General features: G+C 37.7%; 17 protein-coding genes and 1 pseudogene. 15 read left to right on the top strand and 3 right to left on the bottom strand.

Annotation, left to right across the window (positions count from 1 at the left end):
- The first annotated feature begins 55 nt into the window (after window positions 1–55).
- The 5 genes from AC2G3J_RS16495 to AC2G3J_RS16475 all read left to right on the top strand — a co-directional run bounded on the left by AC2G3J_RS16495 (window position 56) and on the right by AC2G3J_RS16475 (window position 2,453).
- Window positions 56–388, top strand: a complete 333-nt coding sequence (locus AC2G3J_RS16495; protein WP_336953381.1) for a DUF7709 family protein — start codon at window positions 56–58, stop codon at window positions 386–388.
- Window positions 389–568: 180 nt separating this feature from the next.
- Entirely contained in the window at window positions 569–1,186 is a 618-nt protein-coding gene (locus AC2G3J_RS16490) for a glutathione S-transferase N-terminal domain-containing protein (protein ID WP_336953380.1), read from the top strand.
- Window positions 1,187–1,275: 89 nt separating this feature from the next.
- The gene (locus tag AC2G3J_RS16485) at window positions 1,276–1,563 is read left to right on the top strand and encodes a hypothetical protein (RefSeq protein ID WP_336953379.1); all 288 of its coding nucleotides are present in this window, start codon (window positions 1,276–1,278) and stop codon (window positions 1,561–1,563) included.
- Between the two features lie 37 nt (window positions 1,564–1,600).
- Window positions 1,601–2,023, top strand: coding sequence for an LTA synthase family protein (locus AC2G3J_RS16480; protein ID WP_419359088.1), 423 nt, complete (start codon window positions 1,601–1,603; stop codon window positions 2,021–2,023).
- A 4-nt stretch (window positions 2,024–2,027) separates the two neighbouring features.
- Window positions 2,028–2,453, top strand: a complete 426-nt coding sequence (locus AC2G3J_RS16475) for a YqaA family protein (RefSeq protein ID WP_419819600.1) — start codon at window positions 2,028–2,030, stop codon at window positions 2,451–2,453.
- Between the two features lie 98 nt (window positions 2,454–2,551).
- Here AC2G3J_RS16475 and AC2G3J_RS16470 read toward each other — a convergent pair whose 3' ends face one another.
- Both AC2G3J_RS16470 and AC2G3J_RS16465 read right to left on the bottom strand, forming a co-directional pair.
- Window positions 2,552–3,307, bottom strand: coding sequence for an energy transducer TonB family protein (locus AC2G3J_RS16470; RefSeq protein ID WP_483770294.1), 756 nt, complete (start codon window positions 3,305–3,307; stop codon window positions 2,552–2,554).
- A gap of 137 nt (window positions 3,308–3,444) precedes the next feature.
- On the bottom strand, window positions 3,445–4,695 hold the full coding sequence (locus tag AC2G3J_RS16465) for an MFS transporter (RefSeq protein ID WP_004819112.1): 1,251 nt from the start codon (window positions 4,693–4,695) through the stop codon (window positions 3,445–3,447).
- 224 nt (window positions 4,696–4,919) lie between these two features.
- Between AC2G3J_RS16465 and rpmI the strand changes: the two genes are divergently transcribed.
- From rpmI to AC2G3J_RS16430, 7 genes and pseudogenes are all read left to right on the top strand, one after another.
- Window positions 4,920–5,114 (top strand): 50S ribosomal protein L35, encoded by a 195-nt coding sequence (gene rpmI / locus AC2G3J_RS16460; protein ID WP_002054552.1) that lies wholly within the window; start codon window positions 4,920–4,922, stop codon window positions 5,112–5,114.
- An 11-nt stretch (window positions 5,115–5,125) separates the two neighbouring features.
- Window positions 5,126–5,485 carry a 50S ribosomal protein L20 gene (gene rplT, locus AC2G3J_RS16455; RefSeq protein WP_004723060.1) on the top strand — a complete coding sequence of 120 codons (360 nt, stop codon included), beginning with the start codon at window positions 5,126–5,128 and terminating at the stop codon, window positions 5,483–5,485.
- A gap of 226 nt (window positions 5,486–5,711) precedes the next feature.
- Window positions 5,712–6,089: a hypothetical protein gene (locus tag AC2G3J_RS16450; RefSeq protein WP_336953374.1), complete on the top strand. Its 378-nt coding sequence runs from the start codon at window positions 5,712–5,714 to the stop codon at window positions 6,087–6,089.
- 135 nt (window positions 6,090–6,224) lie between these two features.
- Window positions 6,225–6,422, top strand: coding sequence for a hypothetical protein (locus AC2G3J_RS16445; protein ID WP_336953373.1), 198 nt, complete (start codon window positions 6,225–6,227; stop codon window positions 6,420–6,422).
- A gap of 97 nt (window positions 6,423–6,519) precedes the next feature.
- Window positions 6,520–6,732, top strand: a pseudogene (locus AC2G3J_RS16440) (P-loop NTPase family protein); the annotation flags it as partial.
- Window positions 6,733–7,045: 313 nt separating this feature from the next.
- The gene (locus AC2G3J_RS16435; protein ID WP_419328074.1) at window positions 7,046–7,546 is read left to right on the top strand and encodes a GNAT family N-acetyltransferase; all 501 of its coding nucleotides are present in this window, start codon (window positions 7,046–7,048) and stop codon (window positions 7,544–7,546) included.
- Complete coding sequence (locus AC2G3J_RS16430) at window positions 7,543–8,091, top strand: riboflavin biosynthesis intermediates N-glycosidase (protein ID WP_419328073.1); 549 nt, start codon at window positions 7,543–7,545, stop codon at window positions 8,089–8,091. The genes AC2G3J_RS16435 and AC2G3J_RS16430 overlap by 4 nt, the downstream gene beginning before the upstream one ends.
- A gap of 44 nt (window positions 8,092–8,135) precedes the next feature.
- Here AC2G3J_RS16430 and AC2G3J_RS16425 read toward each other — a convergent pair whose 3' ends face one another.
- A complete protein-coding gene (locus tag AC2G3J_RS16425; RefSeq protein ID WP_419328072.1) occupies window positions 8,136–9,164 on the bottom strand; it encodes a hypothetical protein in 1,029 nt (342 codons plus the stop codon).
- A 217-nt stretch (window positions 9,165–9,381) separates the two neighbouring features.
- Between AC2G3J_RS16425 and pheS the strand changes: the two genes are divergently transcribed.
- The 3 genes from pheS to AC2G3J_RS16410 all read left to right on the top strand — a co-directional run bounded on the left by pheS (window position 9,382) and on the right by AC2G3J_RS16410 (window position 13,168).
- Window positions 9,382–10,362 (top strand): phenylalanine--tRNA ligase subunit alpha, encoded by a 981-nt coding sequence (gene pheS, locus AC2G3J_RS16420; protein ID WP_483770293.1) that lies wholly within the window; start codon window positions 9,382–9,384, stop codon window positions 10,360–10,362.
- Between the two features lie 131 nt (window positions 10,363–10,493).
- On the top strand, window positions 10,494–12,875 hold the full coding sequence (gene pheT / locus AC2G3J_RS16415) for a phenylalanine--tRNA ligase subunit beta (RefSeq protein ID WP_483770292.1): 2,382 nt from the start codon (window positions 10,494–10,496) through the stop codon (window positions 12,873–12,875).
- The gene (locus tag AC2G3J_RS16410; protein ID WP_004723042.1) at window positions 12,872–13,168 is read left to right on the top strand and encodes an integration host factor subunit alpha; all 297 of its coding nucleotides are present in this window, start codon (window positions 12,872–12,874) and stop codon (window positions 13,166–13,168) included. The genes pheT and AC2G3J_RS16410 overlap by 4 nt, the downstream gene beginning before the upstream one ends.
- The last annotated feature ends 321 nt before the right edge of the window (window positions 13,169–13,489 follow it).

The following is a 13,489-nucleotide window of genomic DNA, read 5'->3' as shown; positions in this document are numbered from 1 at the left end:
AGTGCTTTTTTACGTTAAAATGGTAGTAAATCAATCTGAATCGAGTGGAATTGATATGTCATCTATCCAAAATTCAAATGAATTATCGAGTATTAACCAAAAAATTATTCAAGCAGGTGAGGTCTTGCCTGTGGTTAAATTAAAGGATGGTAGTGCTGTACAAACTGGTACAGTGGCAACCATGTTGCATAATATCAATCTGTATAACTCAGGTTTACGTGGAGAGATTGAGCAAGAACTGATACTCGCTATCCCTACCTTAGTGAAAGTCGGTTTATTTGACTTATTTAATCCCGATGAGTGGATATTGGGAAACAATGCTGGGCGTAAATTTGTGGGTGAAAAGGCCAAAACATATATAGATGCAATTGCTGAAGTAGATATTTGAAATTAGTATCATAATATGAGAACGTGCTGTATTTTATAAAATGCAATAACATAATTTTAGAATAGATTATTAGAATAATCTCTTTTTATAGCATACTGAATTAAGCAAATTCATGTTATAAAAGTAACCGATTAACGCAATAAAATTCAGAAAATACGTGAAAACGCAGAAGGATGAAATATGATTGATCTCTATTATTGGGGTACGCCCAATGGCCATAAAATTACCATTGCACTTGAAGAAATGGGTTTGGATTATCAGATTTTCCCCATCAACATCTTAGAGAATGACCAATTCCAGCCCGATTTTCTTCGTATCTCACCGAACAATAAAATTCCCGCTATTGTCGATCAAGATGGCCCAAATGGTGAGCCGATTTCAGTATTTGAGTCAGGCGCAATCTTGCAATATCTTGGTCGTAAAACAGGCCTGTATTATCCAAGCGATGAGCAAGATCGTGTTGAAGTTGAACAATGGTTAATGTGGCAAATGGGCGGGCTGGGGCCGATGTTAGGGCAAAACCATCATTTTGGTAAATTTGCTAAAGAAAAAATTCCTTATGCAATTGATCGTTATGTTACGGAAACTCAACGTTTGTATGGTGTTTTAAATAAGCAGCTCATTGGACAAAAATATGTGGCTGGTGAATATTCGATTGCAGATATGGCCATTTTACCGTGGGTATTACGCTATGAGTGGCAGCAAATAGAGTTAGAGGATTATCCTTATGTTAAAGAATATATTGAGCGTTTAACTGCGCGCCCAGCGATACAAAGAGCGCTATCAATAAAAGTGTGAAATGTATTTTATGTTAAGATGAGAAACCACGTAACGTGGTTTTTTATTTTTTAAATGATCGATTTTTGGATGGTTGGTAGGCTTTAGTCATGAAAGATTTCTTTTTGAACTTTACGAAAATATTAGAAACGAATCCAAAAATTTACTGGAGTATCATTGTTGGTATTGCCGGTTGTTTAATGCTCTATATTGCGGAAATTGTGCATATTCAAAATATTTTAGAGGAATTAAATGGTCAAGCGTCAGCCCTGATTAGAAGTGTGATAGACCCGATTGCGCAACGTTATCAATGGTCTCGGATTATCTTTATGTTATTGGCGATTATTTGGGCACATTTTCAGTATCGTAAAACAAAAAAAATGCTAGATTTAGGATGATTGAATTGGAAGTAGTAAATCCAACAAGGAGGTGAGTATGAAGCAAAACTTTGTTTGGCATTTCCTCATCTCTTTTGCCGTGATGCTAATCACAGCAATGCTTTGTAGCATCTTACAGTATCACTCCGCATATGATTACTTCTGGTTTATTATTTTGAGCATCGTGAGTGTTTCAGGCTTGGTTTTTGCTATGCTCTTTGGCATTTTTCAAAATAAATTACAGCAAAGCATTTTGAATACCATGATCTTAGTCATTTTGCTTTCACTTTATTTTATTGTTTTATTCTACGGCTTTATTCATATCAGAATCGATTGGCAAGCGATTTCAGAGGGTAAAGCTCAACTCACATTGTTGCAGAAGTTTTTTAAATCAGACCTTTCATTTTGGTTGGCTTTTCTTGCTCCCTTTATCCTGTCATTCTTGACTTATACCTTAAAACCTAAACCCAACTTTAGCTAATTTTATGGCTTATTTTTTACTCTTCCTTTCAGCATTTGGTGCTGCTACTTTACTCCCGTTGCAGTCTGAAGCGGTATTGCTTGGATTATTGATACAAACCCAGCATTCTGAATATTTATTACTTGTTGTTGCAACGATTGGCAATGTTTTAGGCTCATGCGTGAATTGGTATTTGGGACTTAAAATCGAGCAGTTTAAAGATAAGAAATGGTTTCCTGTTTCTGAAAAGAATATGCTCAAAGCGGAAAAAATATATCAAAAGTATGGCTTTTGGTCTCTGTTATTAAGCTGGACACCTATTATCGGAGATCCAATCACACTGATTGCAGGGCTAATGAAAGAGAACTTTTGGCGTTTTCTTTTGATCGTAACCATTGCAAAAGCTGGTAGATATGTTTTTATCTATTTGGTGTATATCGGATTATTTTAATAGAAAGTTAGGGTCTGCTGGTAAGCCATTTATGAAATGTCAACAGACCCTAAAGACACAAAACTATCTTTAACCTTAAAAGACGCATCTTTATGAATTTATTTACATTCATTGATTTTAAATTGAATCGCATCATTGAAGCTGGATTGTTTATAAATCCATAAAGTCCGGTAAGAACGTTTTACATTGATTGATGCATGCTCTACGGCTGTAAGTACTTGTTGATCAAGTGCATTAATACCAGAACGTTGAGTTAGCTTAACTTGGGTAATTTCGCTTTGTTTATTGGCTTTAAATTTAAACTTTACTGTACGATCTTTATTCTTTAATAGTGGTTGATCCAATGTAAGTTGTGGTTGTTTTAAATAAGCAAAGGGAACCGACTTATCGAGTTGTTGTTTGTTCCAATTCTTTGAATTAAAACTATAGGTACATTGCTTAGCGCGCTGAACATGATCCGTTGCATTCTCTAGTGTTAAAGTAAATGTTTGATAACCGACTAAAGCAATGGCTTTTCCATTTTTTGAATAGGGTTTAACTTTTGCATTTTCCACAGCATCTACAAGTTTCTGATCCAATGCACGGATGCCTGTACTCTCTTGGATATCAGCATCTGTGACTTCACCAACATTATTGGCTTTTACACGAATGATCGCTGAACGATCTTGATCTTTTAATTCAGCGATTTGATAGTGAATTTGGGGAAATTTGATCCATTGTATACGTGTAGTTAGATGCTGAGGATCATTTTGTTCAGATTGCTCCCCCTTGACCTTTATTGTAGGAAGTTTATCCGCACTATAGCTATAGGTTGAAAGGCACAATAAACAAGTGGTAAAAAGAGCTTTATTCATAGGTTTGGCAATCCATGCAGTTTAATACGCATGAGAGTAGTTTAATTGCGCAAAGTATTTATCGAATTTTGTATTCTCGCAATAGAAAATGCACCCGAAGGTGCATTTTTTTACTGTTTTTTATTCAGCCAAACACATTACTCTTGGCCTTTGGTAATGTCTACTTTAAATAAATCAGAGGTTTTTACCCAACTTATTGCGACGACGGCCAAGGTCATACATCCACCAAATACTGTGGCAGTGATTGTTCCTAAATATTTTGCAGCCAGCCCAGATTCAAATGCACCCAATTCATTACTCGATGAAACAAACATCCCATTCACTGCGGCGACACGGCCACGCATATTTTCAGGAGGGTAAACTTGTAAAATGGTTTGGCGTACAACCACTGAGATACTGTCACAAGCACCTGTCATAGCCAAAGCAAATAAAGAAAGCCATACGTTGCTTGAGAATGCAAAAATAATGGTAAACACCCCAAAACCTGCAACGGCAATCAGCATATTTCGCCAAGCATGATGTGTGGGTGGAAATTTGGTTAAAGCGATCATGGTTATTAACGCGCCAATAGAAGGGGCTGCACGTAAATAACCTAAACCTTCAGGTCCTACTTTAAGAATATCTTCTGCAAAAATAGGAAGCAGGGCAATCACACCACCAAACAAGACTGAAACCAAATCTAATGATATGGCCCACAGTACAATTTTAGTTTTCCAAATAAAGCGAAAGCCTTCACTTAAACTGTCCCAAAGATTGTCTTGTTCCATGGTTGGAAAAGTACGCTTCTTTAACAAGTTAATCAGACAGAAGCAAATAAATAAAAGTACCGCTACCGAGAGTAAGCTGTTTTCACGACCGATTCCTGCCAGCATAAAACCACCCAGCATTGGGCCAATAATGACGCCACTTTGCCATCCAATCGTGGTCCATGTCGCTCCATTTGCATACAGTTCACGAGGAATTAAAAACGGTTTTAATGAGGTTGCTGATGGATTATAGAACCCCCGGATGGTCCCCAATCCAAAAATAACCGCATAAATCCCCCAAGATAGAGTAGTCACACCAATTTGCCCATGATCATAACTGTGAAATAACCACCAAAGCACCAATGGCAAAGGGAAGGAGAAGAATAAGCAAACTTTCATAATGGTTTGTTTATTCAACTTGTCTGCAAAATAACCACCCCAAAGCGACAGTGCAATAAAAGGGATTGCTTCTGCTAGCCCAATCAGACCCAAGGTGAGCGGGTCTTTGGTAATTTGATAGAGTGAATAGGCAACAATAATTTCTTGAATTAAAATTGCGAGGGTTAAACAAAATTGATTGATGGTAACAATTGAGAAATCTCGATAGCGAAGCGCAGCAAAAGCATCCTGTGCAGGGGTCATAACTGTCCAGTTTTATCATGATGTGATGATTATAAAGATTTAATCCTGATTTTTCTTATAAAACTAGGTGAAATTTATATCGAAAATTACATTGGAGAAATGTGAAATTGTTGGATGTTTTGCTTTTGTTTTGTACAGAGATGATTTAGAATACTGCCTCCCTTACCTGCAGGTCGTTGTCGCAATGGTGCGAACGTACCGAACAGGTGTTTAAAGAGGTTGTTATGGCTAAGTTAAAAACTCGCCGTGGTGCAGCTAAGCGTTTCAAAGCGACTGCTAACGGTTTCAAGCGTAAACAAGCGTTCAAACGCCACATTTTGACCAAAAAATCTGCTAAACGTATTCGTCAATTGCGCGGTTGTGTCATGGTTCACGTAAGTGACATGAATTCAGTTCGTCGTATGTGCCCATACATCTAAGGAGATTATAAATGGCTCGTGTAAAACGTGGTGTACAGGCTCATCGCCGTCATAAAAAAATTCTTGCTCGTGCTAAAGGTTACTATGGCGCGCGTTCACGTGTTTATCGTGTAGCGTTCCAAGCAGTAATTAAAGCAGGTCAATACGCTTACCGTGACCGTCGTCAAAAGAAACGTCAATTCCGTGCTTTATGGATTGCGCGTATCAATGCTGGTGCTCGTCAAAATGGTTTGTCGTACAGCCGTATGATCGATGGCTTGAAAAAAGCTCAAGTGATCATCGACCGTCGCGTACTTGCTGACATCGCTATGCATGACTCAGTTGCATTTGCTGCTTTAGCTGAAAAAGCTAAAGGTGCATTAGCTGCTTAATCATCTTTGATGATTAAAAAAAGACCGCTTTTATAGCGGTCTTTTTTATACCTAAAAGTTTGTTTTCAGACTATTGTAGGAACTTTTAGAGCTGAGTTTCCTTTGAGTTTGATTGTTGAAATACAGCACTAATCATTGAAATTTCTGTTGAAGTAAAATCTGTCATTATGAATGCTCTAACTATTTTGTTATGGCATTGAATTGACCAAATTGTGAATCTAGTCTTATGCGTAAACAATATCATTTTCGCCAAGTTGGTGAAGACACTTATATTTGGGATGTACATCATCTAGTTGAACTAAGCCGAGACATCCCAATCGATGAAGTTCTATTGTCTAATATACAAGAACTCAATGAAGCGTATTGGTTTCCAGATACACATCCAACAACACAGCAAATGATTGAACATTTTCAATTGATACAGCAGGCAGATTTAAGTTATCCAATTATTCTATCTGCTGATGGCAAGGTGATGGATGGTATGCATCGTGTGGCAAAAGCAAAATTACTCAATCATCTTACGATTAAAGCCATCAGGTTTGAAATTACACCACCAGCAAATTTTATCAATATTGATGAGGATAATTTGGATTATGATGATTGAGCAGGCCTTGTGAATGATTTAAACAATCAAATAACTTTGCATACACATTACACAATATCAACGTGAAAGCATTATTGTTTTAGAAATAGCTCGCATAGAGTAGAACAATGAACAATAGAAAATGATGGAGCAGATATGCGTGTTGAGATTGAAGGTTTACAACAAGGTGCAATTGAAGTTGAGTTGCAATTATTACCCAGAGTTGGGGAAGTTTTAAAAGTGATGTATGGTGCAGATGCTGAAGTTAAAGGTGAAGTCACAGCAGTGGAGCATTATATCAATCAACATGCAAATGAACATAAAGTGATACTCACCATACGCCCCTTATTTTGATATACATCATCTAAAATGATTGAATCATGAGTGGGTTGTTGCGTGATTTAAAGTAGCTTGTTTGGCTACTTTTTATTTCTAGAGAGTTCTTAAATCTATGAAACGCATCAATGTCGTGGGGACTTCTGCGTCAGGAAAAACAACATTTTCAATAAAATTGGCTCAAAAATTAAAACTCATCTACATTGAAATGGATGATTTATTTTGGTTGGATGATTGGCAAGAGTCTACCGATACTATATTTTTTCAGAAAATTCAGACCAAATTAGATCAAGCTAAATCTGGCTTTGTCATCGATGGTAATTATACGTGAACCACGCATATCAAATGGCAAGATATCGATACCGTAATTTGGTTAGATATTCCTTTATTGATTGAATATATTTGTGTAGCTGATATCTTAAGTTGCTCTACAGAAAGCTGTGTTTTTACTTAGCATACAAAGTGATAAACATCTTGGATTGGGTGGGGTATGTGCAGTAATTTCCCCGTTGCTGATATCCATGACATCGCGCGACAGATACAAACATGTAAGATTAAACAATATAAAAAAGTTTTTTACCTAATTTTTTGAAGGGTATAAAGTTTGGTTTCGAGATAAGTCCCAATTAAATGAGGATGATATGATTCGATTAGCTGTTATAGGTGATGCTCAGCAGATTGCTGAAGTACATTTGCAAAGCTGGAATGAAACCTATACTGGTATGATTAAGCAAGAAATTATAGATCGCGCAGATATCGAAAAGCGAGTACAGCTTTGGCAACAGATTTTTTCGCATCAAGATCACCATGTACTGGTATATGAGCAAGATGGCCAAATTGTTGGTTTTCTAAGTGGTTATTTTAATACAACGCATAATATCGCAGAAATTAATGCTTTTTATTTATTAAAGAAAATTCAAAAACAAGGTGTTGGTCGTGAGATGTTTGAGCGCTTTTATCAATATGCTCAAGCTAAGCATTATCAATTTATTCGCTTGGGCGTGATCAATAAAAATCCAAGCCGTCATTTCTATGAGAAATTAGGGGGAAATGTACTTGGAGAGGAGATTCTTTCTGATTATGGTGATGGCATAACAGAAGTATCGTATCAGTGGGATATTAATCATAGGACAATAAAATGAGTGATTCTCAATTTTTAACAACTTTACAAGAACAAGTAAAGAACGGGCAAAAGTATAGTTATTTGTGTTTTTGGGGGCATAGTCAAAAGACTTCTGGAAAAATAGACAAGAGCTGTTTAAGTCAATGGTTTCCTGCAAAATTTGAAATTGAAGGTGTCAATTATCAAAGTACAGAACAGTATATGATGGCGCAGAAAGCCAAACTATTTAATGACGAGAATATTTTTCAGAAAATTTTACAAACAGACGATCCTAAGAAAATAAAAGCATTAGGTCGTTTGGTCAAAAATTATCAAGATGAGATTTGGATTGCTCATCGTTATGAAATTGTGGTTCAAGGTAATTTGGCTAAGTTTTCTCAAGACAATGATCTTAAAGCGTTTCTACTGAGTACCTCAGATCAGATCATTGTTGAAGCCTCGCCTGTAGATCAAATTTGGGGGATTGGACTTGCAGCAGATCATGTTAATGCGACAAATCCAAACGCATGGCAAGGTTTAAATCTTTTGGGTTTCGCCTTAATGGAAGTGAGAAAGCAACTTTAATGTTGCTTTCTTTTTAAGATTCATTTTATCAAATAGATAAGACATTATAGTCCAAAATAATAAGCTGCAAGGCAGATTAAAATGGTCACAATAATTAATGCAAAAACACCTGTTTTACCTGGTTTATGCTCAGGATTTGTCTTGTTGCTAAAAGCCTGACGCTGCTCGATTTTGATATTGTCATGCATGTCAAAAGGCGAAGCAATTTGTTTTGGCGTTAAGCGTGCAGATTTATAATGATTTGCAACTTTAACAATAAATTTTGATTTTAAATCTTCAACTTTTTGGAGGAAATGGCGCAAATTCATTTGCTCTTCAGGACTAATGATTTGCTCATTTTCATCATAGGGATGCTTTAATTTTGCAGAAATAAAACATTCTAATGCATCGATACGACAGAAGGTTTCGTGTGCGTAATCAGCTTGATAGTCAGTGGGTAACAGCGCAAGTTTAAGACTTGTATCCTCGGTGGTATATAGCGTTTCATCTAATCCATAATAAGGTAAATCTTTATTTACAGGTTCTGGAAAACCTTTGGCATATTGGGTATCGAACAATTCACTGTCTGTATAAACTTGAATATCATCCCAATTGGGTTGAACTAAATCTTGTTCAATTCGTTTAATTAATTTTGCATTCAGATTATATCGCCAAAAAATCTCGGTACGTAAATTGGGACGTTGCGTTTCAGGTGCTTCGTAATCATTGTCTGCGCTATACCATTCAGCCAATTCTTTACCAAAAATCCATGCGGTTTTCTTTTGTTGATCATGGCTAACAATAAAGTGGGGGATGGCTAACAGTTCAACATTGGCATTTGGATTTTGCTCATCATTTAAAATACTAGAGCTATGTAGACTGAGTCGATACACGCCTTGTTTCTTCAGCCCTTCAAGCCAAATCTGAAAATGCTGTGCCAATAGGTGCTGGTTGGTTAAATCACGGAAGCCAAAAGCATGCTGATTAAAAATGGCATGATTGACCCAACGAGAAAAACTAATCCCTTGAGTGAGATACTCATTGCCATAAGTGACGAGTGTAAGTTGACGTTTCCAGATTTGATCGAGTGCCATTTTTTATAGATCTCAGCGACATTAAATCCATTTTATACTTTTTATAAATCAAAGTTCTAGCATTTCAACAGGAATCAAACAGGGAAATATACAAATTATTTAGAATAAGTTGTGACTAATCGTATTTTTTGTAAAGCGGAAACTTCATTCGACTGCATAAAAACTGTTAGAATATAGAGTTATATTATTTTTCTAAAATATTGCTTTGAGAGTTACTATGTCACTGGAAGCCCTGACCACTGAAGCGCTCGCTGCGATTGCAGCAGCTCAAGACCTGACTACACTCGACCAAGTACGAGTGCAATTTACAGGGAAAAAAAGCCAGCTTGCGGAACAATCTAAGGCACTTGGTAAAATGGACCCTGAAGAGCGTAAAGTTCAGGGTGCTGCAATTCATGCAGTACGTGAAGCGATCAGTACAGCGTTGATTGAACGCCAAACTGAATTACAGAAAGTTGAATTAGAATTAAAGCTAGCAAGTGAAACAATCGATATTACTTTGCCTGGACGTGGGCAAGCTGTAGGAAGTATTCATCCTGTTACTCAGGTTCAAGAACGTATTTGTCAATTCTTTACCAAAGCGGGTTTTACTGTTGCGACAGGGCCAGAAGTTGAAGATGATTATCACAATTTTGAAGCATTGAATATTCCAGGACATCATCCTGCACGTGCGATGCATGATACGTTTTACTTTGATGCAAACCATTTGCTACGTACCCATACCTCAGGTGTACAAGTACGCACAATGGAAAACTCGCAACCACCGATTCGTATCGTTTGTCCAGGGCGTGTCTATCGCTGTGACTCAGATCAAACCCATTCTCCAATGTTTCATCAAATCGAAGGTTTATACGTTGCTGAAAATACCAGCTTCGCAGAATTAAAAGGTTTGTTGATTAATCTGCTAAATGAATTTTTTGAGAAAGATTTAAAAGTACGCTTCCGTCCGTCTTATTTCCCATTCACAGAGCCAAGTGCTGAGGTGGATATTATGGATGAGCGTGGCCGTTGGTTAGAGATTTTGGGTTGCGGTATGGTGCATCCAAATGTTCTACAAGCTGCGGGTATTGATCCTGAAAAATACAAAGGCTTTGCATTTGGTCTTGGTGTAGAGCGTTTCGCAATGTTGCGTTATGGCATCAATGATTTGCGTATGTTTTACCAAAATGATGTGCGTTTTTTACGCCAATTTGCTTAACAAATTTATACCTCTCCCTGACCTCTCCTAATGAGGAGAGGGGATGTCCAAGATAACGAGACGAAGGGTTCTGATTCTTTTTAAAAAAGAGTCAGAGAGGAATTCATAGATATTGAATATAGGTTTTAGAAATGAAAATTAGCGAAAATTGGCTTCGCACATGGGTCAACCCTGCAATTGATAGCGATACTTTGTCTGATCAACTGACCATGTTGGGACTCGAGGTTGATGAACTAGTTCCCGCAGCTAAACCATTTACAGGTGTGGTGATTGGTGAGGTTTTAACTGTTGTACAGCATCCTGATGCAGATCGTTTACGTGTCACCACGGTGAATATTGGCTCGGGCGAACCTTTGCAAATCGTATGCGGTGCACCAAATGTACGTGTTGGTATGAAAGCACCAGTTGCAACCATTGGTGCAGTACTCCCAGGTGATTTTAAAATTAAAAAAGGCAAACTTCGTGGTGTTGAATCACAAGGAATGCTCTGTGGCGCTTCAGAAATTGACCTTGAAGATAAAATTGATGGACTGTTAGAACTTCCTGCTGATGCACCTGTAGGCACAAATATTCGAGAATATTTAAATCTTGATGATCATGTTATCGATATCAGCATCACGCCAAACCGTGGTGATTGCTTTAGTATTCGTGGGGTAGCACGTGAAATTGGTGTAATTAACCAATTACCTGTAACCGCACCTGAGATTCAAGACGTTGCTGCTACGCTTGCTGACCAGAAGCAAGTTGTTGTGACAACGGATGGTTGTCCTCGTTACTTAGGCCGTGTAATTAAAAATGTAAATACCAAAGCACCTACGCCAGAGTGGATGGAGCAAGCTTTAGCACGTTCAGGTATTCGTCAACACAGTATTCTTGTTGATATTACCAACTATGTACTTATGGAACTTGGTCAACCGTTGCATGCGTTTGATGGTGATGAGGTTCAAGGTTCAGTGCATGTGCGTCAGGCAAGTGCAAATGAAAAGCTTGTTTTGTTAAATGAACAAGAAATTGAATTGACCGAAGATGTTATGGTGATTGCAGATGATGTAAAAGCATTGGCGATCGCAGGCATCATGGGGGGTTTGTCTTCATCTGTTACAGATGAAACCACTGAGATTTTCCTTGAGTCTGCATTCTTTGCACCATTACATATCGCAGGTCGTGCACGCCGTTATGGTTTGCATACAGATGCGTCACAACGCTATGAACGTGGTGTGGATTTTGAATTGCCTATGATTGCAATGCAACGCGCTTCACAATTGATTCAAGCCCTTGCAGGTGGTGATTTCGGTCCAATTACCGTATCTGAAAAAACTGAATTATTGCCTAAACGTGAAGCAATTGAATTGAATCAAGCGCAAGTCGATCAATTGCTGGGTTATCAAGTTCCTACTGTATTTATTACAGATGCACTGCAACGTTTAGGTTGTGATGTGACTGTAAAAGCTGAAGGTGAATGGATTGTTGTTCCCCCATCACACCGTTACGATATGGCAATTTATCAAGATTTAATTGAAGAAGTTGCGCGTATACATGGTTATGACAATATTCAAATTAGTCTGCCAGTGATTGATGTAAAACTTGCTCAACATCAGGATCAATTTGAACTGACTCAATTACGTCAAACGTTAGTAACACTCGGTTATCAAGAGGCGATTAGTTTTAGTTTTGCAGATTTAAAACTTGAAAAACAATTGAATTCACAAGTAAATCCATTGGCGCTTGCAAATCCGATTTCAAGTGACTTGGCGGTAATGCGTTCAACTCTTCTTTCAAGCTTAATTCCGTGTGTTCAGTACAATATCAATCGTCAACAAAGTCGTGTACGTTTCTTTGAGCTAGGGCTACGTTTTGATTATCAAAACGCGAAAAGTATAGAAGATTTGAAACAGATTCCAACTTTGGCTATGATTGCCGTAGGATCAAAACAAATTGAATCTTGGCATGGAAAAGCTCAAGTTATGGATTTCTTTGATCTCAAAGGCGAGGTCGAAGAAATTTTAGCAGCTGGACGTGTTCAAGTTGAATATGTTCGTTCTGATCGTGAATGGTTACATCCAGGTCAGTCTGCGGAAATTCTCGTGGATGGTAAGTCAGTAGGTTATTTAGGTCGCCTACATCCATCTTTGGAAAATGCACTGGATTTGAGCACAACTTGGATCGCAGAGCTCGACCAATCGGCTGTTTTGCAAACTTATGTATCTAATTTTACAGAATTATCACGATTTCCATCGGTTAGACGTGATATTGCGCTTGTAATTAGTGATAAGATTAATGTTAGTGAAATTCAGCAACTTATCGAAAAAACGGGTGGAGAGCTTTTAGACTCTACTTGGTTATTTGATGTGTATACAGGGCACGGTGTTGAACAAGGTAAACGCTCATTGGCATTTGCATTGTTATGGCAACATCCATCACGTACACTCGAAGATGCTGAGATTAAATCCGGTATGGATCATATTATTCAAGTGTTAGAAGACACTTATCAAGCGACATTGAGGGCCTCATGACAGCATTAACAAAAGCAGAAATGGCTGATCATTTAAGTGAGCTTACGAGTTTAAACCGTCGTGAAGCAAAACAAATGGTCGAGTTGTTCTTTGACGAGATTAGCCAAGCATTAATTGCAGGTGAACAAGTTAAACTTTCAGGTTTCGGAAATTTTGAGCTACGTGACAAACGTCAACGTCCAGGTCGAAATCCTAAAACTGGAGAAGAAATTCCAATCTCAGCACGCCGTGTTGTAACATTCCGTGCAGGTCAAAAATTTAGACAACGTGTGGGAACAGAACAAGAAGATTAATTGGTGCTCTTTATGTCGTAAGATGAAAGCTCTGTAATCTAAAAAGTTTTGTAAGATAAAAACCCTGAGCAATATGCTTGGGGTTTTTTTATTGCAAAAATAAATGCCGCTAGAGTTGTATAAACTAGCTTTGTTGGAATGATTGTGACAAGGATTGATATCGTTTTATCATAATATTAAATGATCAACTGGATTTTTACGTAGACGAAGTTTTAGTTAAAACAAGGCGGGGGAATGTGTTGCAATTGTTGATAAGCAAAGCTCTTATGGCTAATAACTTTAATCTGAGAAAACTCTAAGCGTCTTTGTAAAAACACAAAT

This window comes from Acinetobacter legionensis (genome assembly GCF_057165765.1).
Note: the sequence above shows the minus strand (reverse complement) of the source record. Positions and strands in the feature narration are given on the sequence as shown.

Bases quoted from the DNA above. Each gene is read 5' to 3' on its own strand.
- AC2G3J_RS16495 (WP_336953381.1), top strand. From the start codon at position 56: ATGTCATCTATCCAAAATTCAAATGAATTATCGAGTATTAACCAAAAA.
- AC2G3J_RS16490 (WP_336953380.1), top strand. From the start codon at position 569: ATGATTGATCTCTATTATTGGGGTACGCCCAATGGCCATAAAATTACC.
- AC2G3J_RS16485 (WP_336953379.1), top strand. From the start codon at position 1,276: ATGAAAGATTTCTTTTTGAACTTTACGAAAATATTAGAAACGAATCCA.
- AC2G3J_RS16480 (WP_419359088.1), top strand. From the start codon at position 1,601: ATGAAGCAAAACTTTGTTTGGCATTTCCTCATCTCTTTTGCCGTGATG.
- AC2G3J_RS16475 (WP_419819600.1), top strand. From the start codon at position 2,028: ATGGCTTATTTTTTACTCTTCCTTTCAGCATTTGGTGCTGCTACTTTA.
- AC2G3J_RS16470 (WP_483770294.1), bottom strand. From the start codon at position 3,307: ATGAATAAAGCTCTTTTTACCACTTGTTTATTGTGCCTTTCAACCTAT.
- AC2G3J_RS16465 (WP_004819112.1), bottom strand. From the start codon at position 4,695: ATGACCCCTGCACAGGATGCTTTTGCTGCGCTTCGCTATCGAGATTTC.
- rpmI (WP_002054552.1), top strand. From the start codon at position 4,920: ATGGCTAAGTTAAAAACTCGCCGTGGTGCAGCTAAGCGTTTCAAAGCG.
- rplT (WP_004723060.1), top strand. From the start codon at position 5,126: ATGGCTCGTGTAAAACGTGGTGTACAGGCTCATCGCCGTCATAAAAAA.
- AC2G3J_RS16450 (WP_336953374.1), top strand. From the start codon at position 5,712: ATGCGTAAACAATATCATTTTCGCCAAGTTGGTGAAGACACTTATATT.
- AC2G3J_RS16445 (WP_336953373.1), top strand. From the start codon at position 6,225: ATGCGTGTTGAGATTGAAGGTTTACAACAAGGTGCAATTGAAGTTGAG.
- AC2G3J_RS16435 (WP_419328074.1), top strand. From the start codon at position 7,046: ATGATTCGATTAGCTGTTATAGGTGATGCTCAGCAGATTGCTGAAGTA.
- AC2G3J_RS16430 (WP_419328073.1), top strand. From the start codon at position 7,543: ATGAGTGATTCTCAATTTTTAACAACTTTACAAGAACAAGTAAAGAAC.
- AC2G3J_RS16425 (WP_419328072.1), bottom strand. From the start codon at position 9,164: ATGGCACTCGATCAAATCTGGAAACGTCAACTTACACTCGTCACTTAT.
- pheS (WP_483770293.1), top strand. From the start codon at position 9,382: ATGTCACTGGAAGCCCTGACCACTGAAGCGCTCGCTGCGATTGCAGCA.
- pheT (WP_483770292.1), top strand. From the start codon at position 10,494: ATGAAAATTAGCGAAAATTGGCTTCGCACATGGGTCAACCCTGCAATT.
- AC2G3J_RS16410 (WP_004723042.1), top strand. From the start codon at position 12,872: ATGACAGCATTAACAAAAGCAGAAATGGCTGATCATTTAAGTGAGCTT.